This window comes from Pseudomonas sp. AC242 (assembly GCF_979258655.1).
The window spans coordinates 4,459,792-4,483,849 of record NZ_OZ409873.1 but is presented as its reverse complement, the minus strand read 5'-3'; the positions used below and the strand labels follow the sequence as shown (position 1 = coordinate 4,483,849).

23 protein-coding genes and 1 pseudogene are annotated in these 24,058 nt (G+C 59.5%); 20 read left to right on the top strand and 4 right to left on the bottom strand.

What is annotated here, in order from left to right:
- Window positions 1-40 precede the first annotated feature (40 nt).
- The 17 genes and pseudogenes from iscU (at window position 41) to ACZZ0A_RS19905 (ending at window position 15,327) form a co-directional block, all read left to right on the top strand.
- Window positions 41-427, top strand: a complete 387-nt coding sequence (gene iscU, locus ACZZ0A_RS19985) for a Fe-S cluster assembly scaffold IscU (RefSeq protein WP_007916892.1) — start codon at window positions 41-43, stop codon at window positions 425-427.
- Between the two features lie 34 nt (window positions 428-461).
- Entirely contained in the window at window positions 462-785 is a 324-nt protein-coding gene (iscA, locus tag ACZZ0A_RS19980; RefSeq protein WP_003227904.1) for an iron-sulfur cluster assembly protein IscA, read from the top strand.
- Between the two features lie 8 nt (window positions 786-793).
- Window positions 794-1,315 (top strand): co-chaperone HscB, encoded by a 522-nt coding sequence (gene hscB / locus ACZZ0A_RS19975; RefSeq protein ID WP_007916889.1) that lies wholly within the window; start codon window positions 794-796, stop codon window positions 1,313-1,315.
- A 51-nt stretch (window positions 1,316-1,366) separates the two neighbouring features.
- Window positions 1,367-3,232 carry a Fe-S protein assembly chaperone HscA gene (gene hscA / locus ACZZ0A_RS19970; protein ID WP_463543642.1) on the top strand — a complete coding sequence of 622 codons (1,866 nt, stop codon included), beginning with the start codon at window positions 1,367-1,369 and terminating at the stop codon, window positions 3,230-3,232.
- Window positions 3,232-3,573 carry an ISC system 2Fe-2S type ferredoxin gene (fdx, locus tag ACZZ0A_RS19965; RefSeq protein ID WP_007916885.1) on the top strand — a complete coding sequence of 114 codons (342 nt, stop codon included), beginning with the start codon at window positions 3,232-3,234 and terminating at the stop codon, window positions 3,571-3,573. The genes hscA and fdx overlap by 1 nt, the downstream gene beginning before the upstream one ends.
- A gap of 14 nt (window positions 3,574-3,587) precedes the next feature.
- A complete protein-coding gene (gene iscX, locus ACZZ0A_RS19960) occupies window positions 3,588-3,788 on the top strand; it encodes a Fe-S cluster assembly protein IscX (protein WP_447787020.1) in 201 nt (66 codons plus the stop codon).
- Between the two features lie 87 nt (window positions 3,789-3,875).
- Window positions 3,876-4,301: a nucleoside-diphosphate kinase gene (gene ndk, locus ACZZ0A_RS19955; protein ID WP_007916882.1), complete on the top strand. Its 426-nt coding sequence runs from the start codon at window positions 3,876-3,878 to the stop codon at window positions 4,299-4,301.
- Window positions 4,302-4,329: 28 nt separating this feature from the next.
- On the top strand, window positions 4,330-5,478 hold the full coding sequence (gene rlmN, locus ACZZ0A_RS19950; protein ID WP_007916881.1) for a dual-specificity RNA methyltransferase RlmN: 1,149 nt from the start codon (window positions 4,330-4,332) through the stop codon (window positions 5,476-5,478).
- Window positions 5,479-5,490: 12 nt separating this feature from the next.
- Window positions 5,491-6,249 carry a type IV pilus biogenesis/stability protein PilW gene (gene pilW, locus ACZZ0A_RS19945; RefSeq protein WP_007916880.1) on the top strand — a complete coding sequence of 253 codons (759 nt, stop codon included), beginning with the start codon at window positions 5,491-5,493 and terminating at the stop codon, window positions 6,247-6,249.
- Entirely contained in the window at window positions 6,249-7,292 is a 1,044-nt protein-coding gene (locus ACZZ0A_RS19940; RefSeq protein ID WP_007916871.1) for a RodZ domain-containing protein, read from the top strand. The genes pilW and ACZZ0A_RS19940 overlap by 1 nt, the downstream gene beginning before the upstream one ends.
- A 3-nt stretch (window positions 7,293-7,295) precedes the next feature.
- Window positions 7,296-8,405 carry a flavodoxin-dependent (E)-4-hydroxy-3-methylbut-2-enyl-diphosphate synthase gene (gene ispG, locus ACZZ0A_RS19935; protein WP_003227888.1) on the top strand — a complete coding sequence of 370 codons (1,110 nt, stop codon included), beginning with the start codon at window positions 7,296-7,298 and terminating at the stop codon, window positions 8,403-8,405.
- A 37-nt stretch (window positions 8,406-8,442) separates the two neighbouring features.
- A complete protein-coding gene (gene hisS, locus ACZZ0A_RS19930) occupies window positions 8,443-9,732 on the top strand; it encodes a histidine--tRNA ligase (protein ID WP_007916867.1) in 1,290 nt (429 codons plus the stop codon).
- A 41-nt stretch (window positions 9,733-9,773) separates the two neighbouring features.
- Window positions 9,774-10,414 (top strand): annotated as a pseudogene (locus ACZZ0A_RS19925) (tetratricopeptide repeat protein).
- Entirely contained in the window at window positions 10,407-11,558 is a 1,152-nt protein-coding gene (gene bamB, locus ACZZ0A_RS19920; protein ID WP_038362973.1) for an outer membrane protein assembly factor BamB, read from the top strand. The pseudogene ACZZ0A_RS19925 and the gene bamB overlap by 8 nt, the downstream one beginning before the upstream one ends.
- A gap of 136 nt (window positions 11,559-11,694) precedes the next feature.
- Window positions 11,695-13,164 carry a ribosome biogenesis GTPase Der gene (gene der / locus ACZZ0A_RS19915; RefSeq protein ID WP_007950048.1) on the top strand — a complete coding sequence of 490 codons (1,470 nt, stop codon included), beginning with the start codon at window positions 11,695-11,697 and terminating at the stop codon, window positions 13,162-13,164.
- A 235-nt stretch (window positions 13,165-13,399) separates the two neighbouring features.
- The gene (locus tag ACZZ0A_RS19910; protein ID WP_095112382.1) at window positions 13,400-14,548 is read left to right on the top strand and encodes a pyridoxal phosphate-dependent aminotransferase; all 1,149 of its coding nucleotides are present in this window, start codon (window positions 13,400-13,402) and stop codon (window positions 14,546-14,548) included.
- On the top strand, window positions 14,536-15,327 hold the full coding sequence (locus ACZZ0A_RS19905) for an amidohydrolase (RefSeq protein ID WP_463543641.1): 792 nt from the start codon (window positions 14,536-14,538) through the stop codon (window positions 15,325-15,327). The genes ACZZ0A_RS19910 and ACZZ0A_RS19905 overlap by 13 nt, the downstream gene beginning before the upstream one ends.
- A 100-nt stretch (window positions 15,328-15,427) precedes the next feature.
- On the opposite strand, the gene leuA is transcribed toward ACZZ0A_RS19905, so the two are convergent.
- The 4 genes from leuA to ACZZ0A_RS19885 form a co-directional block, all read right to left on the bottom strand.
- Complete coding sequence (gene leuA, locus ACZZ0A_RS19900) at window positions 15,428-17,107, bottom strand: 2-isopropylmalate synthase (RefSeq protein WP_095112380.1); 1,680 nt, start codon at window positions 17,105-17,107, stop codon at window positions 15,428-15,430.
- Between the two features lie 464 nt (window positions 17,108-17,571).
- The gene (locus ACZZ0A_RS19895; protein ID WP_447787010.1) at window positions 17,572-18,393 is read right to left on the bottom strand and encodes a peptidoglycan DD-metalloendopeptidase family protein; all 822 of its coding nucleotides are present in this window, start codon (window positions 18,391-18,393) and stop codon (window positions 17,572-17,574) included.
- 3 nt (window positions 18,394-18,396) lie between these two features.
- Window positions 18,397-19,776 (bottom strand): exodeoxyribonuclease VII large subunit, encoded by a 1,380-nt coding sequence (gene xseA, locus ACZZ0A_RS19890; protein WP_042704978.1) that lies wholly within the window; start codon window positions 19,774-19,776, stop codon window positions 18,397-18,399.
- A 132-nt stretch (window positions 19,777-19,908) separates the two neighbouring features.
- Window positions 19,909-20,796 (bottom strand): LysR family transcriptional regulator, encoded by an 888-nt coding sequence (locus ACZZ0A_RS19885; protein ID WP_463543640.1) that lies wholly within the window; start codon window positions 20,794-20,796, stop codon window positions 19,909-19,911.
- Window positions 20,797-20,896: 100 nt separating this feature from the next.
- Between ACZZ0A_RS19885 and ACZZ0A_RS19880 the strand changes: the two genes are divergently transcribed.
- The 3 genes from ACZZ0A_RS19880 (at window position 20,897) to guaB (ending at window position 23,984) form a co-directional block, all read left to right on the top strand.
- Window positions 20,897-21,664 (top strand): sulfite exporter TauE/SafE family protein, encoded by a 768-nt coding sequence (locus ACZZ0A_RS19880; protein ID WP_414917024.1) that lies wholly within the window; start codon window positions 20,897-20,899, stop codon window positions 21,662-21,664.
- Between the two features lie 184 nt (window positions 21,665-21,848).
- A complete protein-coding gene (locus ACZZ0A_RS19875; RefSeq protein ID WP_038363001.1) occupies window positions 21,849-22,397 on the top strand; it encodes a sugar ABC transporter ATPase in 549 nt (182 codons plus the stop codon).
- A gap of 117 nt (window positions 22,398-22,514) precedes the next feature.
- Window positions 22,515-23,984 carry an IMP dehydrogenase gene (gene guaB, locus ACZZ0A_RS19870; protein ID WP_007916845.1) on the top strand — a complete coding sequence of 490 codons (1,470 nt, stop codon included), beginning with the start codon at window positions 22,515-22,517 and terminating at the stop codon, window positions 23,982-23,984.
- Window positions 23,985-24,058: the final 74 nt, after the last annotated feature.

The window sequence follows — 24,058 nt, the reverse complement described above, 5'->3', positions numbered from 1 at the left end:
GGGTCTCAAGAGCGGCCCTGATGAGTGAGGATTGAGAATCATGGCTTACAGCGAAAAGGTCATCGACCACTACGAAAACCCGCGCAACGTCGGCAAGATGAACGCGGAAGATCCTGATGTCGGCACCGGCATGGTCGGCGCTCCGGCGTGCGGCGACGTGATGCGTCTGCAAATCAAGGTCAACGACGCCGGCATCATCGAAGATGCCAAGTTCAAGACCTACGGCTGCGGTTCGGCTATCGCTTCCAGCTCCCTCGCCACCGAGTGGATGAAGGGCAAGACCCTGGACGAAGCAGAAACCATCAAGAACACTCAGCTGGCCGAAGAACTGGCCCTGCCGCCAGTGAAGATTCACTGCTCGGTACTGGCTGAAGACGCTATCAAAGCGGCTGTTCGCGATTACAAGCAGAAGAAAGGCTTGATCTGACTTTCTGGATTTGGCGACGAGTAAGGAGTCACCGATGGCTATCAGCATGACAGAAGCGGCTGCTCGACACGTGCGGCGCTCCCTCGACGGGCGCGGCAAAGGTGAAGGGATTCGTCTGGGTGTTCGCACCACAGGCTGTTCCGGCCTTGCCTACGTGCTGGAGTTTGTCGACGAGGTGGTTGCAGAGGATCAGGTGTTCGAGAGTCACGGCGAAAAAGTGATCATCGACCCGAAAAGCCTGGCCTACCTGGACGGCACCGAGCTCGATTTCGTCAAGGAAGGGTTGAACGAAGGCTTCAAGTTCAACAACCCCAACGTACGCGGTGAATGTGGCTGCGGCGAAAGCTTCAACATCTGAGGCTTGTCGTGGGTATTCCTTGTCATTTCGCTTTATTCGAGCTGCAACCGGGTTTCCGTCTGGATCTCGAGCAGTTGGCCACGCGCTATCGTGAGTTGGCGCGCGGCGTTCATCCTGACCGCTTTGCCGACGCTTCCGAGCGTGAGCAGCGGTCGGCACTCGAGCAGTCTGCGCGGCTCAACGACGCCTATCAGACGCTCAAGAGTCCGGCCCAGCGCGCACGCTACCTGCTGACCATCAGCGGGCATGAAGTGCCGATGGAAGTCACGGTCCACGACCCCGAGTTTCTTCTGCAGCAGATGCAATGGCGCGAAGAGCTCGAAGACCTCCAGGACAGTGCCGATCTCGACGGCGTCGCAGTGTTCAAGCGGCGCCTGAAAGTGGCTCAGGAAGAACTCAATGAAAGCTTCGCAGCCTGTTGGGATGATGCAGCGCAACGTGAGCAGGCCGAACGCCTGATGCGGCGCATGCAGTTCCTCGACAAGCTCACCTACGAAGTGCGCCAGTTAGAAGAGCGCCTCGACGATTAACCCAGTGCCGCTCCGGTCGCACGCCTGATATACAGATAAGTCCTGATCACGATGGCCCTACTGCAGATCGCCGAACCCGGCCAAAGTCCTCAACCGCACCAGCGTCGTCTGGCTGTGGGGATCGACTTGGGCACTACCAATTCGCTGGTCGCTGCGTTGCGCAGTGGTCTTTCCGAGCCGTTGGCTGACGCAAACGGGCAGGTCATCCTGCCGTCCGCTGTGCGTTACCACGCCGATCGCGTCGAAGTTGGCGAGTCAGCCAAGCTGGCCGCCGCTTCCGATCCTTTGAACACCGTGCTGTCGGTCAAGCGCTTGATGGGTCGTGGTCTGTCCGACGTCAAGCAATTGGGCGAGCAACTGCCATACCGCTTTGTCGGTGGCGAATCGCACATGCCGTTCATCGACACCGTGCAAGGCCCGAAAAGCCCGGTCGAAGTCTCCGCCGATATCCTCAAGGTCCTGCGTCAGCGCGCTGAAGCAACCTTGGGTGGCGAGCTGGTGGGTGCGGTGATCACCGTTCCTGCTTACTTCGACGATGCTCAGCGCCAAGCCACCAAGGATGCGGCGAAACTCGCCGGTCTGAACGTGCTGCGTCTGCTCAATGAGCCGACCGCTGCCGCTGTGGCGTACGGTCTGGATCAACACGCTGAAGGCCTGGTCGCTATTTATGACCTGGGCGGCGGCACCTTCGATATTTCCATTCTGCGTCTGACTGGCGGTGTTTTTGAAGTGCTGGCCACTGGCGGCGACAGCGCGCTGGGCGGCGATGACTTCGATCACGCGATTGCCGGCTGGATCATCGAGAGCGCGGGCCTGTCCGCCGATCTTGATCCGGGCGCACAACGCAATCTGCTGCAAACCGCTTGCGCGGCCAAAGAAGCCCTGACCGATGCGTCCAGCGTTGAAGTGGCCTATGGCGACTGGAAAGCACCGCTGACCCGCGAAGCCTTCGATGCGCTGATCGAGCCAATGGTCGCGCGCAGTCTGAAAGCCTGCCGCCGCGCCGTTCGCGACTCCGGCATCGAGCTGGAAGACGTGCACGCCGTGGTCATGGTCGGCGGTTCGACTCGCGTTCCGCGTGTTCGCGAAGCCGTTGCCGAAGCCTTTGGTCGTCAGCCTCTGACCGAAATCGACCCGGATCAAGTGGTGGCCATCGGTGCCGCGATCCAGGCCGATACCCTGGCTGGCAACAAGCGCGATGGCGGCGAGTTGCTGTTGCTCGACGTGATTCCGCTGTCCCTGGGGCTGGAAACCATGGGCGGTCTGATGGAAAAGGTGATTCCACGTAACACCACCATTCCGGTCGCTCGCGCTCAAGATTTTACGACTTATAAAGACGGCCAGTCGGCCATGGCGATCCACGTCCTGCAGGGTGAGCGCGAGCTGATCAGCGACTGCCGCTCGCTGGCGCGTTTCGAATTGCGCGGCATTCCAGCGATGGTGGCGGGTGCAGCGAAGATTCGCGTGACCTTCCAGGTCGATGCCGACGGTCTGCTCAGCGTTTCCGCCCGTGAGCTGGGTTCAGGCGTTGAGGCAAGCATTCAGGTCAAACCGTCCTACGGTCTGACCGACGGCGAAATCGCCAAAATGCTCAAGGATTCGTTCCAGCACGCCAATGACGACAAGGTCGCCCGCGTTCTGCGTGAGCAGCAGGTCGATGCCCAGCGTCTGATCGAAGCGGTGCGGGGCGCTCTGGAGGCGGATGGCGAGCGTTTGCTCGACGCCGAAGAGCGCATGGTTATCGACCTGCAGCTGCAGGAATTGGCCGAACTGATGAAAGGTACCGATGGTTATGCCATCGAGCAGCAGACCAAGCGTCTGTCGCAAGTGACCGATGCTTTTGCTGCCCGCCGCATGGATCTGACGGTGAAAGCCGCTCTGTCGGGGCGCAATCTGAATGAAATCGAGGATATCTGATGCCGCAGGTCATTTTTCTGCCCCACGAGAAGTTCTGCCCTGAAGGCATGGTTGTAGAGGCTGCGCCCGGCACATCGATTCTCGAACTGGCCCACGAACACCACATCGAGATGGAAAGCGCTTGCGGCGGTGTCTGCGCTTGCACCACCTGCCACTGCATCATCCGCGAGGGTTTCGACTCGATGGAAGAGGCCGACGAGCTGGAAGAAGATTTCCTCGATCGTGCCTGGGGTCTGGAAGCGCAATCGCGTCTGGCTTGCCAGGCTATCGTTGGTGAAGAAGACATCACCGTCGAAATTCCGAAATATTCGCTTAACCATGCGGCCGAAGCGCCGCACTGACTGGTAAGACTGTCATGAGCTACGGTTGGAATGATGTTCAACGTATTGCAGAAGAATTGGCCGAGGCCCATGACGGCGTCGATCCGTATTCTGTAGGTTTTGTCCGTCTGCAGCAGATGATCCTGGATCTGCCTGACTTCGATAGCACTTCTGGCCGTGTCGGCGAGAAGGTGCTGGAAGCGGTTCAGGAGCTCTGGGCCAAAGAATTGGACTGATCGTCTCGCAGGTTAGGCAATACCCAAGAACCCGCGTATAATTCGCGGGTTTAATTTTTCGCAAATTACCGTTTCTGGAGTTACACCATGGCTGTTCAACGCACTTTCTCCATCATCAAGCCTGACGCTGTTGCAAAAAACGTCATCGGCGAAATCACCACTCGTTTCGAAAAAGCCGGCCTGCGCGTTGTAGCTTCGAAACTGAAGCAACTGTCCAAAGCTGAAGCTGAAGGCTTCTACGCTGAGCACAGCGCTCGTGGTTTCTTCGGCGACCTGGTTGCTTTCATGATCTCCGGTCCTGTTGTTGTTCAGGTTCTGGAAGGCGAAAACGCTATCGCTCTGAACCGTGAGCTGATGGGCGCTACCAACCCTAAAGAAGCTGCTGCCGGCACCATCCGCGCTGATTTCGCTGATTCCATCGACGCCAACGCTGTTCACGGTTCGGACTCCGAAGCCGCAGCTGCTCGTGAAATCTCGTACTTCTTCGCAGCTACTGAAGTAACCACTCGCTAAGCATTGGCTTAAGAGTGAAGGTGAATCCATGACTACATCGACTGTAAAAACCAACCTGCTGGGTCTGACTCAACAGGAAATGGAAAAATTCTTCGACTCAATCGGGGAGAAGCGTTTCCGTGCCGGTCAGGTAATGAAATGGATTCACCACTTTGGTGTCGATGATTTCGACGCCATGACGAACGTCAGCAAGGCCTTGCGCGACAAGCTCAAGGTTATTGCTGAGGTCCGTGGTCCGGAAGTGGTCAGCGAGGACATCTCCAGCGACGGCACCCGTAAGTGGGTGGTGCGCGTGGCGTCCGGCAGCTGCGTCGAGACCGTGTACATTCCCCAGGGCAAACGCGGCACTTTGTGCGTTTCGTCCCAGGCAGGCTGTGCCCTGGATTGCAGTTTCTGCTCCACCGGCAAGCAAGGCTTCAATAGCAACCTCACCGCCGCCGAAGTCATCGGCCAGGTGTGGATTGCCAACAAATCTTTTGGCAGTGTCCCGGCAACCGTCGACCGTGCCATCACCAACGTGGTGATGATGGGCATGGGTGAGCCATTGCTGAACTTCGACAACGTCGTCGCCGCCATGCATCTGATGATGGATGACCTCGGCTACGGGATCTCCAAGCGCCGCGTGACCCTGTCCACGTCGGGTGTGGTGCCGATGATCGATGAGCTGGCCAAGCACATCGACGTGTCCCTGGCGTTGTCCCTGCACGCACCAAATGACGCATTGCGTAACCAATTGGTGCCGATCAACAAGAAATATCCGCTTAAGATGCTGCTCGAGTCGTGCCAGCGCTACATGTCGTCTCTGGGCGAGAAACGTGTGCTGACCATCGAGTACACCTTGCTCAAGGACATCAACGACAAGGTCGAGCACGCGGTGGAAATGATCGCGCTGCTGAAAGATATCCCGTGCAAGATCAACCTGATTCCGTTCAACCCGTTCCCGCATTCCGGGTACGAGCGGCCGAGCAACAACGCGATCCGTCGTTTCCAGGATCAGTTGCATCAGGCCGGTTTCAACGTCACTGTGCGCACCACCCGTGGTGAAGACATCGACGCTGCATGTGGTCAATTGGTAGGGCAGGTGCTGGATCGCACCCGTCGCAGCGAACGTTACATCGCCGTGCGTGAGTTGAGCGCCGACAGCGATCTGGCACAGAACGCCGCGAATACTAACTAAGAGAGGATCTCTATGTCCCTGCGCTTTGCGCTGCTGTTGCTGTTGGCCAGCCTGTGTGCTGGTTGTGTCCTTTCGGGTGACTACAACCCGATGAAGACCAGCAAGGGCCGCGATGAAGCGCGGGCTGCCTACGTGCAGCTGGGGCTGGGATACTTGCAGCAAGGCATGACTGAACGGGCCAAGGTGCCGCTGAAAAAGGCGCTGGAAATCGACGGCTCCGATCCGGATGCCAATGCGGCCCTCGGTTTGGTGTTTCAGTCCGAAATGGAACCTGAGCTGGCCGACGAACACTTCCGCAAGGCCTTGTCCTCCCGTCCCGCCGATGCGCGCATCCTCAACAACTACGGCAGTTTTCTCTACGAACAACAGCGTTATAAAGAAGCCTACGAGCGTTTTGAACAGGCTGCGGCCGATACCCTGTATCCTGAGCGTTCGCGTGTGTTCGAAAACCTCGGCATGACGGCCGCAAAGCTCGGTCAGCGTGATCTGGCGCAGCAGCAACTGGAAAAGGCGCTGCGTTTGAACCGCCAACAACCGCGTGCATTGCTGGAAATGGCTGAGTTGTCCTTCGAAGACAGGCATTATGTGCCCGCGCGTGACTATTACGACCGATTCAGCCTGCTGACCGAACAAAATGCACGTAGTCTATTGCTCGGCGTTCGGCTGGCAAAAGTGTTTGAAGATCGCGACAAGGCCGCCAGTTATGGCCTGCAATTAAAACGACTCTATCCCGGTACGCCGGAATATCAGCAATACCTGTCGGAGCAATGATGAAAGCGGCGCATCCCGAAGTTGTAGCAGCGAATCGCGTTAACCCCGGTGAGACCCTGCGCCAGGCCCGCGAAAGCAATGGCTGGTCGCTGGCCGAAGTGGCCCTCAAGCTCAACCTCACCGTGACTTCCCTGAGCAATCTTGAAGCCGGCGCTTTCGACAAGCTGCCGGGGCATACCTTCGCTCGCGGTTACATTCGCGCCTATGCCAAATTGCTCGGCATGGACCAGACCGTGCTGGTTCAGCAATTCGACCAGTCCACCGGCACCGACTCCCAGGGCAGCAACGTTCACGCCCTTGGTCGTATCGAAGAGCCTGTACGGGTTTCCCACACTATTTTGCGTATTGTCAGCCTGCTGTTGCTGATTGCGGTCATCGGCGGCGGTTTCGTCTGGTGGCAGGATCAGACGTCGCTGCGCACCAAGGACCTGACGTCCCTGGCGCCTGAGCACGTTGAAGTCGAGGGCGCTGACGGTACGACCCAGATTCACCCGATCGACGAGCCGGAGGATCAGGCTGTCGAGGAGAACCAGTCCGACAGCTCGACTGCGCTGGCATTGCCTCAGTCTGAAACCACTGCTGAATCGACTGGCGCAGAAGCTGCTGCCCCGGCAACTGCTCCAGCGGCACCGGTTGCACCGGCTGTAACGCCGACCGCTCCGGTTCATACGCCAGCCCCGGTTGTCGCCAATCCGGCCACTCCTGCGCCAACCGTTCCAGCTACCCCAGCACCAACCGTTACCGCTCCAGTCGTTGCTGCTACACCGGCACCAGCCGCAGAAGCGGCCGCTCCGGTGGCCGGCGATGGTCAGGTACAACTGCAGTTCAGCGCCGATTGCTGGGCGCAAGTCACCGATGGCCGTGGCAAAGTACTGTTCAGTGGTCTGAAGCATAAAGGCGATAATGTGACCGTCAGCGGCAAGCCGCCGCTCGCCGTGCGTCTGGGCGTTGCCCGTGCTGCACAGGTCAGCTACAACGGCCAGCCGGTCGATATCGCTCCGTTCACCAGTGGCGAGACTGCTCGCCTGAAGTTGGGTCAATAAGTCATGCACGGCGAATCTCCAATCAAACGTCGCGTTTCGCGCAAGATCTGGGTCGGCAACGTACCGGTGGGCGGCGACGCGCCGATCGCGGTGCAGAGCATGACCAACAGCGACACCAATGACGTCGCCGCCACTGTTGCGCAAATCAACCGTCTGGAAGCTGCTGGCGTCGACATCGTCCGCGTCTCGGTGCCGGACATGGACGCCGCCGAGGCGTTCGGCAAGATCAAGCAACTGGTCAAAGTGCCGCTGGTTGCCGACATCCACTTCGATTACAAGATCGCCTTGCGCGTAGCCGAGTTGGGCGTGGACTGCCTGCGCATCAACCCGGGCAACATCGGTCGTGAAGACCGTGTTCGCGCGGTCGTCGATGCAGCGCGTGATCGCGGCATTCCGATCCGCATCGGCGTCAACGCCGGTTCCCTGGAAAAAGACCTGCAAAAGAAATACGGCGAGCCGACCCCGGCTGCGCTGGTCGAATCTGCTTTGCGTCACGTTGAACACCTCGAACGCCTGAATTTCCAGGACTTCAAGGTCAGCGTGAAAGCCTCCGACGTGTTCATGGCCGTCGAAGCCTACCGCTTGCTGGCGAAAGAAATCGTTCAACCGCTGCACCTGGGCATCACCGAAGCCGGTGGATTGCGTTCGGGCACAGTGAAATCCGCCGTGGGCCTAGGTATGCTGCTCGCCGAGGGGATTGGCGATACTATCCGCATCTCGCTGGCGGCCGACCCGGTCGAGGAAGTGAAGGTCGGTTACGACATTCTCAAGTCTTTGCATCTGCGTTCCCGTGGCATCAACTTCATCGCCTGCCCGAGCTGCTCGCGGCAGAACTTCGATGTGGTGAAAACCATGAACGAGCTGGAAGGGCGTCTTGAAGACCTGCTGGTGCCGCTGGATGTCGCGGTGATCGGTTGTGTGGTCAACGGCCCCGGCGAAGCCAAGGAAGCCCATATCGGCTTGACCGGCGGCACGCCAAACCTGATTTACATCGACGGCAAGCCGTCGCAGAAACTGACGAATGACAATCTGGTGGACGAGCTGGAAAAGCTGATCCGCCAGAAAGCGGCCGAAAAGGTCGAAGCTGACGCTGCGGTTATTGCGCGCGGCTGAGCCTGACCGAAGCGCCGAACGAATTTAAGGATTTAAAGTGAGCAAGTCTCTGCAAGCCATTCGTGGCATGAACGACATCCTGCCCGAACAGACCCCGCTGTGGCGTTATTTCGAGGGCACTGTTGCGCGTCTGCTGGATAACTACGGTTACAAGCAGATCCGCATGCCGATCGTCGAGTTCACCGAGCTGTTCAAGCGCTCGATCGGTGAAGTGACCGACATCGTCGAAAAAGAGATGTACACCTTCGAAGACCGCAACGGCGACTCTCTGACCTTGCGTCCGGAAGGCACCGCTGCATGCGTGCGTGCAGTGCTTGAGCACGGCATCACCGGCGGCGGCCAGGTGCAGAAACTCTGGTACATCGGCCCGATGTTCCGCCACGAGCGTCCGCAGAAAGGTCGTTATCGCCAGTTCCACCAGATCGGCCTGGAGGTATTCAACCTCGACGGTCCGGACATCGACGCCGAGCTGATCATCATGACCTGGCGCCTGTGGGGCGAGCTGGGTATTCGTGATGCGGTCAAACTCGAACTCAACAGTCTGGGCACCAGCGAGTCCCGTGGTCGCTATCGTGAAGCGCTGGTCGAGTACCTCTCGGCGCACCACGACAAGCTCGATGAAGACAGCCAGCGTCGCCTGAAAACCAACCCGCTGCGCGTGCTCGACACGAAAAATGCCGACACTCAAGCGGTACTGGTCGATGCGCCGAAGATGGCCGACTACCTCGATGACGAATCCCGTACGCACTTCGAAGGTTTGAAAGCGCGTCTGGATGCTGTCGGCATTCCATATGTGCTCAACCCGAAGCTGGTGCGTGGCCTCGACTACTACAGCAAAACCGTTTTCGAATGGGTCACCGACAAGCTCGGCGCCCAGGGCACTGTCTGCGCCGGCGGCCGTTACGACGGGCTGGTCGAGCAGATGGGCGGCAAGCCGACCACCGGCGTTGGTTTCGCCATGGGCATCGAGCGTCTGGTGCTGATGCTGGAAACTCTGGAGCAGATCCCGGAAGAAATCTCCCGTCAGGTTGATGTCTATCTGTGTGCCTTCGGTGAAGAAGCCGAGCTGGCGGGTCTGGCTCTGGCTGAACGTGTTCGCGATCAACTTCCAAACCTGCGTCTGCAAGTCAATGCCGGCGCTGGCAGCTTCAAAAGCCAATTCAAGAAGGCCGACAAGAGCGGTGCGCTGTACGCACTGATCCTCGGTGACGACGAAATGGCCCAGCAAGTGGTAGGTTTCAAACCCCTGCGTGGCCAGGGCGAACAACAAAGCATTGCCTGGGATGCGCTCGCCGCTCACCTGGCCACCTGCGTCGTGCAGGGTTGAAGCTGTCCAAACAGCCGATTTAGCGATTAAGGAGTATTGGGGTGTCGAGTACCGAAGACGAACAGTTGGCGGATTTGAAGGACTGGTGGACACGCAACGGCAAACCTTGGTCACCGGCGGCCTGTTGGCGCTGGTCATCGTGTTCGGCTGGCAGGCTTATCACAAGTATCAGAGCAACCAGTCGCAAGGCGCCTCGGTGCTCTATCAGCAACTGCTGGAAACCACGCTGACGCCTGACGGCAAACCTGATGCCGCCCGCGTTGCGGACCTGGCCGGTAAGCTCAACAGCGAATTCGGCGGTTCTGCCTACGCGCAGTACGGCAGCCTGTTCGTCGCCAAAGTAGCGGTCGACAGCGGCAAGCTGGACGACGCCGCGACCGAACTGAAAGCCATCGTCGACAAACCGGCCAACCCGGCGCTGGGCGAAATCGCCCGTCAGCGTCTGGCGCAGGTACTCGGCGCGCAAAACAAGGCTGAAGACGGCCTGAAACTGCTCGACGGCGATGCCGACAAAGCATTCCTGGCCACTCGCGAAGAACTCAAGGGCGACCTGCTGGTACAGCTGGGCCGTACCGATGACGCGAACAAGGCGTATCAAAAAGCCAAGGCGGCACTGTCGGATGAAGCGGCGGTCGGTGGCCTTCAAATCAAGCTCGACGACCTGGCCAAAGGGGATGCGTGACGTGATCCGTTGGAAGCATGCAGCATTGCTGGCTCTGGCCCTTCTGGCCGCGGGTTGCAGCAGCAACAGCAAAAAAGAATTGCCACCGGCTGAACTGACCGACTTCAAAGAAGAAGTGGTCCTGCACAAGCAGTGGAGTCGTTCGATCGGTGACGGTCAGGGCGAAACCTACAACATGCTGGTGCCGGCGATCGACGGTGACACCATCTACGCCGCCGATGTAACTGGCGTGGTGATGGCCATGGATCGCGGCAATGGCGATGTGAAATGGAAGCAGGATCTTGAGCTGCCTGTCTCCGGCGCTGTCGGTGTCGGCTACGGTCTGGTTCTGATCGGTACGCTGCGCGGCGAAGTCGTTGCTCTGGACACCAGCAACGGTGAAGAGAAGTGGCGTGCTCGCGTCAACAGCGAGGTTCTCGCGCCGCCGGCCAACAATGGCGACGTCGTGGTCGTGCAGACTCAGGACGATCGTCTGATCGGTCTGGATGCATCGACCGGTACTCAGCGCTGGGTGTATGACAGCACGCCGGCCGTACTGACCCTGCGTGGCACCAGTGCTCCGCTGGTCACCAACCGCCTCGCGGTGGCTGGCCTGTCGACCGGTAAAGTGGTCGCTCTGGACATTTCCAACGGCGTGCCGGTCTGGGAACAACGCATTGCGATCCCTCAGGGCCGTTCGGAACTGGAGCGCGTGGTCGACATCGACGGCGGTCTGCTGCTGTCCGGCGGTACGCTGTACGTTGCCAGCTACCAGGGTCGCGTGGCGGCACTGGACCTGGAAAGCGGTCGTCAACTCTGGCAGCGCGATGCGTCGAGCTACGCCGGTATCGCTCAGGGTTTCGGCAGCGTTTACGTGAGCCTGTCCTCGGGCACCGTTGAAGGCGTCGACGAACGTTCCACCACAGCATTGTGGAGCAACGATTCGCTGGCTCGCCGTCAACTGTCGGCTCCGGAAGTGTTCTCCAGCTATGTTGCAGTGGGTGACCTGGAAGGTTATCTGCACCTGCTGAGTCAGGTTGACGGTCGTTTCGTCGGCCGCGAGCGCATCGACAGCGACGGCCTGCGTGCCCGTCCGCTGGTGGTGGGTGACACGATTTATGTATATGGCAACAGCGGCAAACTGGAAGCCCTGACCATCAAGTAACAACTATGCTTGGGGTTAAACCCCCAGGCGGCCCCGGATTCATGGGGCTTGCAGCGCTAACAGGCGTTGCCCCGAGCACCAGCCGCTGCCTCGCAGCGGCTTTTGTATTTTCTGAAATAACGAAGTGGAGAGCCGCATGGTTCCCGTAATCGCCCTGGTGGGCCGACCGAACGTCGGCAAGTCCACCTTGTTCAACCGCCTGACCAGGACTCGTGACGCCATCGTCGGCGACTTGTCCGGTCTGACCCGTGATCGCCAGTACGGTGAGGCCAAGTGGCAAGGGCGTTCCTACATTCTGGTCGACACCGGCGGTATCTCCGGTGACGAGCACGGTATGGACGAAAAAATGGCCGAGCAGTCGCTGCTGGCCATTGAAGAAGCAGACGTTGTGCTGTTTCTGGTAGATGCCAAGGCCGGCTTCACCGCCGCCGACCAGATGATCGCCGAACACCTGCGCAAACGTAACAAGCGTTCCTACGTGGTTGCCAACAAGGTCGACAACATCGACCCGGAAATGGCCCGCGCTGAATTCGCTCCGCTGGGTATGGGCCACGCGATCCCGATCGCCGGTGCTCACGGCCGTGGCATCACCCAGATGCTGGAAATCGCCCTGGGTGATTTCCCGAGAGACGAAGAAGAGCCGGAAGAAGGCGAAGAAGAGATCGTTGCCGAAGGCGAGGAAGCCAAGCGCATTCCTGGCCCAAGCGAAAAAGACGGGATCAAGATCGCCATCATCGGTCGTCCGAACGTCGGCAAGTCGACCTTGGTCAACCGCATGCTCGGTGAAGACCGGGTTATCGTTTATGACCAGCCGGGCACCACGCGTGACAGTATCTACATTCCGTTCGAGCGCAATGAAGAGAAGTACACGCTGATCGACACCGCTGGTGTGCGCAAGCGCGGCAAGATCCACGAAGAAGTCGAAAAATTCTCCGTGGTCAAAACCCTGCAAGCGATCAAAGACGCCAACGTAGTGATCTTCGTGATGGACGCCCGCGAAGGTGTGGTCGATCACGACCTCAACCTGCTCGGTTTTGCCATCGAATCGGGTCGCGCGCTGGTGATCGCGATCAACAAGTGGGACGGCATGACGCCGAGCGAGCGCGACTACGTCAAGGTCGAGCTGCAGCGTCGTCTGTTCTTTGTTGACTACGCCGACATCCACTTCATCTCGGCCCTGCACGGCACTGGCGTGGGCAACCTCTACGCTTCGGTGCAGAACTCGTTCAAGTCGGCGGTCACCCGCTGGCCGACCAACCGTCTGACCCAGATTCTCGAAGACGCGGTTGGCGAACACGCGCCGCCGATGGTCAACAACCGCCGGATCAAGCTGCGTTACGCTCACTTGGGTGGTGCGAACCCGCCGATCATCGTGATCCACGGTAACCAGATCGAGAAAGTGCCGAAGTCGTATGTGCGCTATCTGGAGAACACCTACCGTCGTGTGCTGAAGCTGGTCGGTACGCCGATCCGCATCGAGTTCAAGGGCGGCGAGAACCCGTACGAAGGCAACAAGACCACGCTGACCGACCGCCAGGTCAACAAGAAGCGTCGCTTGATGTCGCACCACAAAAAAGCTGACAAGAAGCGCCGCGACAAGAAATAAGGTCGCTGGCTGTTGATCGTTCCCATGCTCCGCGTGGGAATGTATTCCGTGACGCTCTGCGTCACATAAGCGGCGGACGCAGAGCGTCCAAGGCTGCATTCCCACGCAGAGCGTGGGAACGATCAACATGAGAGAAGGGTGCCATCCGGCGCCCTTTTTTTATGGGCGCCGGATGGGCTATCCTCGGGCTCTCCCGCGCCGTCGTCAGAGCCGGGTGTTGAGCAGGGAACCCCCGATGATCACCAGTAAGCTGCCGAATGTCGGCATCACGATTTTCACGCAGATGTCTCAGCTCGCCGCGCAAACCGGCGCGATCAACCTGTCCCAGGGTTTTCCTGATTTTGACGGCCCGCAGGCGTTGCGTGATGCGGTCGGTAGACACATTGCCAGTGGCCACAATCAGTATTCGCCGATGACTGGCCTGCCGGCACTGCGCGAACAGATTGCAGCGAAAATCGCTCGCAGCTATGGCGTGCAGGTCAATGCCGACAGCGAAGTGACCGTGACGCCGGGCGCGACCCAGGCGATCTTCTGTGCGATTCAGGCGGTTATCCACAGCGGCGACGAAGTCATCGTGTTCGATCCGTGCTACGACAGCTACGAGCCGGCCACAGAGTTGGCGGGCGGTCGTTGCGTGCATGTGCAGCTGAACCCGGACGACTTCTCCATCGATTTCGACAAACTCGCAGCGGCCCTGAGCCCGCGCACGAAAATGATCGTCATCAACACCCCGCACAACCCGAGCGGCGCATTGATCAGCCGTGCCGAGCTGGATCAACTGGCGGCATTGATCCGTGGTCGCGACATTTATCTGATCAGCGACGAAGTCTACGAACACCTGGTATTTGACGGCGTACCGCACGTTAGCGTGCTCGCCCATGAAGAGTTGTATCAACGCGCCTTCGTGGTCAGTTCGTTCGGCAAGACCTACCACGTCACTGGCTGGAAAACCGGTTACGTCGTCGCGCCACCAGCGCTGACGGCCGAGCTGCGCAAGGTGCACCAGTACGTCAGTTTCTGCGGCGTTACGCCGTTGCAATACGCGCTAGCCGATTACATGGCTGAACACCCGGAGCACGTCGAAGAATTGCCGGGTTTCTATCAGGCCAAGCGCGATCTGTTCTGCGATCTGCTGGCGCCGTCGCGCTTCAGTTTTACCCGAGTCACCGGCACCTATTTTCAACTGGTCGATTATTCGCAGATTCGCCCCGACCTGAACGACGTCGAGATGGCGATGTGGATGACCCGCGAGCACGGCGTGGCGAGTATTCCGGTGTCGGTCTTCTATCAGAATCCACCCGAAGGCCAGCGCCTGGTGCGTCTGTGCTTCGCCAAACGCGAGGAGACGCTGCGAGAAGCGGCGGCGAAACTATGCGTGATCTGAGTGCGTTACCCGATCTCAACCTGGCGCTGATCCAGACCAGCCTTGCCTGGCATGACCGCCAGGCGAACCTCGAGCATTTCGAGCTGTTGCTGGAGCAGGCGCGCGGGGCGGATCTGATCATCCTGCCGGAAATGTTCACCACCGGATTCTCCATGGAATCCGAAACCCTCGCGGAAGCCGAGAACGGCCCGACCAGCAAATGGCTGCGGGTTCAGGCGGCGAAGCTTAATGCAGTCATTACCGGCAGCGTGATCATTCAGGCCGGCGACGGCAGCCATCGCAATCGCCTGCTGTGGGCGCGGCCGGACGGTGAAGTGCTGCATTACGACAAGCGTCACCTGTTCCGCATGGCCGGCGAGCACAACCATTACACCCCTGGCGAACGTCAGGTGCAGTTCGAACTCAAGGGCTGGCGTATCCGTCCGCTGATTTGTTACGACCTGCGCTTTCCGGTGTGGAGCCGCGATGCGCAGGACACCGATCTATTGCTGTACACCGCCAACTGGCCGGGGGCGCGACGGTTGCACTGGAACCGACTGTTGCCTGCTCGGGCGATCGAGAACCTCTGCTATGTGGCGGCGGTGAACCGCGTTGGCACCGACGGCAAGGGCTTCGCGTATACCGGAGACAGTCAGGTGCTGGATTTCCAGGGGGAAACCTTGCTGGCGGCGGGGGAGGCGGATGGTGTGTTCAAGGCTGTGCTGGAAGCGGCTCCGCTCGCGGCGTATCGCGAGCGCTTTCCGGCGAATCTGGATGCTGACACGTTCGAGTTCACCTGAGGCAGCCGATCGTTCCCACGCGGAGCATGGGAACGAGCGCATCAGGCAAAAAAAGGCCCCGGAGTTCGCACTCCGGGGCCTTCTGCATTTCAGCGGTCGATTACGCCGCTTTCGCCTCAGGCTGGCTCAGCGAGCGGTTCAGCGCGCTGAACAGGGCCTTGAAGCTAGCGGTGGTGATGTTTTCATCGATACCCACGCCGTGCACTGCACGTTCGCCGTTCACACGCAGTTCGATGTACGCCGCTGCCTTGGCGTTGGTGCCCGCGCCGATGGCGTGTTCGTTGTAGTCCATGATCTCCACCGGAATCGGCAGGCCGGCGACCAGTGCTTCCAGCGCACCGTTACCTTTGCCGCGCCAGTGCAAGTTGGTTTCGCCCTGACCTTTGCTGGCCACTTCCACTTCGACGGCGCTGTTGCCGTTTTCTTCCTGCAGGCGATGGCTGACCAGCGCGTACGGGGTGTTGGCTTGCAGGTATTCGCTGATCAACAGCGAGTGGATCTGCTTGGCGGTCATCTCCAGGCCCAGACGATCGGTTTCACGCTGCACGACCTGGCTGAATTCGATCTGCATGCGACGTGGCAGGCTGATGCCGTATTCCTGCTCCAGCAAGTAAGCGATGCCGCCCTTGCCCGACTGGCTGTTGACGCGAATCACCGCCTCGTAGCTGCGACCAATGTCGGCCGGGTCGATCGGCAAGTACGGGACTTCCCAAAGCGCGTCTGGTTTCTGCTGGGTGAAGCCTTTGCGAATCGCATCCTGGTGCGAGCCGGAGAACGCGGTGTGCACCAGGTCGCCAACGTACGGGTGACGCGGGTGAACCTGAATCTGGTTGCACTCCTCGACCACTTTGCGCACGCCGTCGATGTCGGAGAAGTCCAGCTGCGGGTCGAGACCCTGAGTGTACATGTTCAGTGCGACGGTGACGAGGTCGACGTTACCGGTACGCTCGCCGTTGCCGAACAGGCAGCCTTCGACGCGATCGGCGCCGGCCATCAGGCCCAGTTCGGTAGCCGCAACGCCAGTGCCACGGTCGTTGTGGGTGTGCAGGCTGATGATCACGCTGTCACGACGGTTGATGTTGCGGCCGAACCACTCGATCTGGTCGGCGTAGACATTCGGCGTTGCGCACTCAACGGTGGCGGGCAGGTTGAGGATCATCTTGTGCTCAGGCGTCGGGTTCCACACCTCGATCACCGCGTCACAGACTTCCTTGGCGAATTCCAGCTCGGTGGCGCTGAAAGTTTCCGGCGAGTATTCGAAAGTCCATTCGGTGTCCGGCTGCATCGCCGCGTATTTGACGAACAGCTTGGCTGCGTTGACCGCAATGGCCTTGATGCCGTCCTTGTCCTGGTTGAAGACGATGCGACGGAAAGAAGGCGAAGTGGCGTTGTACAGGTGAACGATGGCTTTCTTCGCGCCGCGCAGCGATTCGAAAGTGCGCTCGATCAAGTCTTCACGGCCCTGGGTCAGCACCTGAATGGTGGTGTCGTCCGGGATGTGGCCTTCTTCGATCAGGGTACGCACGAAGTCGAAGTCGGTTTGCGAAGCGGCCGGGAACGACGCTTCGATTTCCTTCACGCCGACTTGCACGAGGGTTTTCCAGAAGCGCAGCTTCTTCACCGCGTCCATCGGCTCGATCAGCGACTGGTTGCCGTCGCGCAGGTCGGAGCTGCACCAGATCGGCGCGGTGTCGATGGTTTTCGACGGCCAGGTGCGATCCGGCAGATTGATGACAGGAAACGCGCGGTATTTCGAAGACGGATCTTTGAGCATGCTCATCGGGAAATTCCTTATTGTCTGGGCCGAAAAGAGGCGGCCTGCCGGTGTTACGAATGTTCTGGGAAAAGCGTGGGACGAGGCGCAGCGATTCAGCCTGGCAGTCGTGCGCTGACAAGGCACAGGCTGCGGTGCTGGCGAAGCTGAATGAGGGTGTGAGAGGTTTTCATGCCTTCAACCCTAACCGCGAGGGGAGAGGATGGCAAGCAGTCGGAAAAAATTGAGAGGAATACTCGGAAAGAGAGTTTTGGCGGGATTTTATTGCGCTGGAGATCGCTGATCGTTGTGATATTTGCGCGAGGTTTGATTGGGGCGCAATCGGGGGTGATGGGGTCTCAGGGGTGTTTGAATACAGCATAAGCCGCCATCGCGAGCAGGCTCACTCCTACAGTTGATCGTGTTCACAACACCAGTCCAATGTAGGAGTGAGCCTGCTCGCGATGAGGCCTTAAGCTTCGCTCTATTTTTTAAGGTTGAAACGCACCAATGAAAATCGCCGGATCCACCCGCGCATCATTCAGGCTGACATTCCAGTGCATGTGCGGCCCGGTCGCCCGGCCAGTCGCGCCGACTTTGCCGACCACGGCTCCGCGCGCCAGTTGATCGCCAACCTTCACATCAATCTTCGACATATGGCAGAACATGCTGATAAAGCCTTGCCCATGGTCGACAAACACCGTGTTGCCGTTGAAGAAGTAGTTGCCCGTGAGGATCACCTTGCCCGCCGCCGGGGTCTTGATCGGCGTACCCGCCGGCACCGCGAAGTCGAGGCCGGCATGCGGATTGCGCTCTTCACCATTGAAGAAACGACGCACGCCAAACTTGCTCGACAGCGGCCCATTGACCGGTTTGTCCAGCAGCAGATTGCTCGGCGTGTTCGGGCTGAAGCTGCGGTAGGCCTTGATCTGCTCAGCCAGTTCACCCTCGATGCGCTTGAGGTTCGACTGGTCCGGATTGACTTGCTGCTTGTTCTTCAGGGTGATGCGTTGTTCCGGGTACTTCTTGTTGCCCACGGTAAACGGCAGATTACGCCCGCCGCTGCTGATCTGTTGCGCCCCCGGCTTCACAGTCAACGGCACGCCGACAATCGCCAGCCAGTTGTTCTGCTCTTTCACCACCAGCACCGGTTTGCCTTGATACGTGGCTTTCGGTGCCTGCGCGGCTGAGCCGAGATCAACCACTGCCACGCCACCCGGCACCGGTTTGTTCAGCAGCCGGGTGATGTAACTGTCAGCGTGGGCATTGAAAGTCAGGCAGAGCAGAAACAGTGGAGCCAGAAAACGCGACATTGATCAGTCCAGTAAAGAGAGGGTGACAGGCGTCAGGTGATTGTCCTCGACGCGCACTTGCAGTTCGCCTTCGCCGAGTTTGGCTTTGAGACGCTGGCCGGTGTGGGTTTGCGCGGCGTTGCGGATCGCCTGGCCGCGCTCATCCAGCAGAATGCTGTAACCACGCCCGAGCGTTGCCAGCGGGCTGACCACATGCAGCGTCTGCATTTGGCTGTGCAGTTGCAGGCGACGGTTTTTCAGGCCTTCGCGCATGGCCCGGGGCAGACGTTCGGCGAGGCTGTCGAGGCGCTGACGCAACATCGCCAGTTGCCGTCCCGGATGTTGCCCGGCGAGGCGGGTTTCCAGGCGGATCAAGCGTTCGCGGCGAGTGTTGAGATGACGCTCGAAAGCGCGGCGCATGCGCATGTCCAGATCATCCAGACGCTGAGCCTGCTGGCGCAGACGTTCGCCGGGATGACGCAAGCGACGGGCCATACCTTCCAGGCGCAGGCGATCACGCATCAAGCGATCGCGCATACGCATCACCAAGCGGCGATGCAGGCTTTCGACCTGACGGATCAAGTGACTGGAATCGGGCGCGAGCAACTCAGCGGCGGCGGACGGCGTCGGTGCGCGCACGTCAGCGACAAAGTCACTGATCGACACATCGGTTTCGTGACCGACGGCGCTGACAATTGGCGTCACGCAGGCATCGACGGCGCGGGCCACGGCTTCTTCGTTGAAGCACCAGAGGTCCTCCAACGAGCCGCCGCCACGGGCGAGGATCAGCGCGTCGAAGCCACGGGCATCGGCCATTTTCAACGCACGGACGATTTGCGCGGTGGCCTCGCGGCCCTGTACGGCAGTCGGAATCAGCGTCAGTTGCACCTGCGGCGCACGCCGGCGGAACACGCTGATGATGTCGCGAATCACCGCGCCAGTGGGTGAACTGATGATACCGATGCGCTGCGGATGCGCCGGCAGCGGCACTTTGCGTTCGGCACTGAACAGACCTTCGGCGCTGAGCTTTTCCTTCAACGCATCGAAAGCCAGGCGCAGCGCGCCGTCACCGGCCGGTTCGACGGTGTCGAGGATCAGTTGATAGTCGCCACGGCCTTCAAACAACGAAACCTTGCCACGCACCTTCACCGCCAGGCCGTCCTTCAATGCCTGACGCACTCGCGCGGCGTTCTGCCGGAACAGCGCGCAACGCACCTGCGCGCCGCTGTCCTTGAGGGTGAAGTAGATGTGACCGGACGCCGGGCGGGCGAGGTTGGAAATTTCGCCTTCGACCCAGATGTTGCTGAACACGTCTTCGAGCAACACCCGCGCGCGGCCGTTGAGTTGGCTGACGGTCAGGACTTCACGGTCCAGGCCAAGTCTTGCAAAGGGATCTTTAATCATGGGGCGCAGTTTAAAGCTAATTTCCAATGCAATACACGATCCCCTGTAGGAGTTGCCGAAGGCTGCGATCTTTTGATCTTTCTTTTGGCGGTCAAGATCAAAAGATCGCAGCCTCGTTTCACTCATCAGCTCCTACAGGGGATTGGTGAACGCCTTGATAAAGTGTTGGATCAGCGGGGTGGGATCCTGTCGATAGGCGAGGGCGACGGTGCTGTGGCAGTCGGGATCGGCCAGTGGCAGAAAGCGTACACCGCTCGGGGCGATGTCCTGCATCGATTCCGGCAGCAGGGCGATGCCGAAACCGGCCTGGATCAACTGCAATTGCGTGGTCTTGCGCGACATCACCCGCGCCGCTTTCGGGAAGAAACCCTGACGCATACACAGGTCGGCACACAGGTAACTCAAGCCGCCGCGTTGCGGGTGCGGAATGGAGATGAACGCTTCGTCCTTCAGTTGTGCCAAATCGACACGTTCAGCGTCGGCCAATCGATGATCCATCGGTACCGCCAGCAGCAACCGTTCAGTAAACAGCGGGACAATCTGAATACCTTCGCGCTGGCGCAACACGGGCAGGCGCAGCAGGCCGATATCGAGGCGTCCTTCGGCCAACTCTTCCAGTTGCGCCTCGGAAGACAACTTGCCGATATCCAGTGACACGCCAGGCTGTTGCTGCAGATACGCACCGATTTCACCGAGCAAACGTCCGCTGATCGACACGGTGCTGGAGTGGCTGAGGCGCAATGTGCCGAGCTGACCGTTACCGACTTCAGTGGCCATGGCACTGGCCTTGCTCAACTCATTGAGCAGATTTCTGGCGCGCGGCAAAAACGCCTCGCCTGCCGCTGTCAGGCGAGGCTGGCGCGCGGTTCGTTCGAACAGTGGTGTTTGCAGCCGCGTCTCCATGTCCTTGATCTGCCGGCTCAGCGCCGATTGCGCAACAAACAACCGTTCGGCTGCCGAACTGAAGCTGCCGCACTCAGCGATTTCGACGAAGTAACGCAGTTGACGGGTTGAAAGCATCAGGCATGCCTTTTTGAGATGGGTGAGCGACTTTTAAGATATTAGTCGCAACCCTCGGCGCTGGCTAAAGTCATCACAGGCTTATTAAGGAAGCGCATCGATGAGCGTGGCGGGGTTGTTGAGTGAGTGGGCGTGGGGCCCCGGCGGTTGGGCGGTGATCGGGCTGGGGATCGCCCTGGCCTATATCGTGTTCGGCATTGCCGGGTTTGGCACGGCGCTGGTGGCGGGGCCGATTCTGATTCTATTCATGCCGCTGTCGAAAATCGTGCCGTTGCTGGTGCTGCTGGATTTTGTTGCGGCGTTCGGCAATCTGCTGCCGTCGCGGCGGGATGTGGCCAAACCCGAGTTGCTGCGGCTGCTGCCGTGTATGGCAGTCGGTTGCACGCTGGGGGTGATTTTTCTGCTCAACCTCAAATCCGATGTATTGCTGTTGTTGATGGGGCTGTTTATCAGCGCCTATGCGATTTACAGCTTGTGGGTGAAGGCGCGGCCAACGCAATTGTCGACGGCATGGGCGGTGCCGATGGGGACGGTGGGCGGGTTGTTTGGGGCGCTGTTTGGCAGTGGCGGGTTTCTTTATGCGATCTATCTGAATAGTCGGCTGCCGAAGGATGCGGCGCGGGCCACGCAAAGTGCGTTGATCAGTTGCAGCACGGTGGTGCGTTTGAGCCTGTTTGCTATCGCCGGTGTATATGCCGAGCTACCCTTGTTGATGCTGGCGCTGTGTCTGTTGCCGGCCATGGCGCTGGGGTTGTGGATCGGGCGGCGATTGACCATGCGCCTGTCGCGCGAGGCGTTTGTGCGATTGGTGACGTGGCTGGTGCTGGCGAGCGGGCTCGCATTGATCGGACGCTATCTCAGCACTTGACCGGATTTCGTCAGGGATTAAGCTGCCGGCCGCACTGACGCCATCGCGGGCAAGCCCGCTCCCACAGGTTTCTCTGGTGTACACAACATTTGTGACCGAACGAGATCCCTGTGGGAGCGGGCTTGCCCGCGATGGCGGCGGAGTGAGCACCGCAGAATTTCCATTTGACGTCGCAGGCTGCACCATGAATTCGCAAAGCATCATCGTCCCGAAAATCTCCACCCTGCCGGTCCACGAACCCCGGGCCCGGGCGATCGTGCGCTGGCTGGTGCGCAAGAACATCATCAAAGAAGAGCTGACCACCTGTGGCCGCACCGGCAACCGCATGGCTTACGCGATTGCCGATGGCGCCCGTGCTGTGGTCCTGCACCCGCAAGCCTTGCCATTCGGTGAGCCGATCAACGGGCTGGAGATCGTCACCAAGCGCTGCATCTACACGCCGGCCAAGGGCTTCCTCGAAGAAGCTGGTTGCGCCGAGTGCCGTCGTGAAGTCGGCGAAGCACTGTTCGAAAGCCTTGAAGACTGGTTCCCGGGCCGCACCGACAACTTCACTTGCCCGGAATGCGGGCACGAAGATGACATCAACGGTTTTCTGTTTTTGCAGGAATGCGCGTTCTCCAACCTTGGTTTCATCTTCAATAACTGGCTGGAGGCGGGCTTCAAGCAAAGCTTTATCGATGAGTTCGCCGATTGGCTCGATCAACCTGTCTCTTGGGTCAAGGTGGAGCTGTAGGGGCGGGGATTTCCCGTACATCAGCAACATTGATATTAAGCTGAGTTTTACATTGAACAGCAGGGGGTGTCTGACTATAATGGCGCGCTTCCATTTTCCCGCTCGGGAGCCCCCGCGATGCTGCGTATCAGCCAAGAAGCTCTGACATTCGACGACATTCTCTTAGTGCCTGGTTATTCCGAGGTACTTCCTAACGAAGTCAGTCTCAAGACCCGCCTTACCCGTGGCATCGAGCTGAACATTCCTCTGGTTTCTGCTGCAATGGACACCGTCACTGAAGCCCGTCTGGCAATCGCCATGGCTCAGGAAGGTGGCATCGGCATTATCCACAAGAACATGACCATCGAGCAGCAAGCTGCCGAAGTGCGTAAGGTCAAGAAGTTCGAAGCCGGCGTCGTCAAGGATCCGATCACCATCGAGGCTGATGCCACGGTTCGTGATCTGTTCGAATTGACCCGCATGCACAACATTTCCGGCGTTCCGGTTCTGCACGATGGCGACCTGGTCGGCATCGTCACTTCCCGTGACGTACGTTTCGAAAGCCGTCTGGAAGCCACCGTCCGTGAAGTGATGACGCCCAAAGAGCGTCTGGTCACGATCAAGGAAGGCGCGAGCAAGGACGAAGCACGCGAACTGCTGCACAAGCACCGCATCGAGCGCGTGCTGATCGTCGACGACAAATTCGCCCTCAAAGGCATGATGACCGTCAACGATATCGAAAAAGCCAAAGCCTACCCGCTGGCCAGCAAGGACGATCAAGGTCGTCTGCGCGTGGGCGCTGCTGTCGGTACCGGTAAAGACACCGGTGACCGCGTCGCAGCCCTGGTCAACGCTGGTGTGGACGTCGTGGTAGTCGATACCGCACACGGTCACTCCAAAGGCGTGATCGACCGTGTTCGCTGGGTCAAAGAGAACTTCCCTGAAGTGCAGGTGATTGGCGGCAACATCGCCACCGGCGCCGCTGCCAAGGCTCTGGCCGAAGCAGGCGCTGACGCAGTCAAGGTCGGTATCGGCCCTGGCTCGATCTGCACCACCCGTATCGTCGCCGGTGTCGGCGTCCCACAAATCAGTGCTATCGCCAACGTTGCCGCTGCCCTTGAAGGCACTGGCGTTCCGTTGATCGCCGACGGCGGCATCCGTTTCTCCGGTGACCTGTCCAAGGCCATCGTCGCCGGTGCTTCCTGCGTGATGATGGGCTCGATGTTCGCCGGTACTGAAGAAGCGCCGGGCGAGATCGAACTGTTCCAGGGCCGTTCGTACAAGGCGTATCGCGGCATGGGTTCGCTGGGCGCCATGTCCCAGGCTCAAGGCTCCTCCGACCGTTATTTCCAGGACTCCTCGGCAGGCGCCGAGAAACTCGTTCCGGAAGGCATCGAAGGCCGTGTTCCTTACAAAGGCACCCTGAGCGCGATCATTCACCAGTTGATGGGCGGTCTGCGTTCCTCGATGGGTTACACCGGCAGCGCCAACATCGAAGAAATGCGCACCAAGCCTGAATTCGTGCGGATCACCGGCGCTGGCATGGCCGAATCCCACGTTCACGACGTGCAGATCACCAAAGAAGCGCCAAACTACCGCGTAGGTTGAGCCTTCAAGCAATAAAGTAAGCAACCGGGGCTGTTTGATTCAGCCCCGAGTTGTTTCTGAATCACGACTGTTTC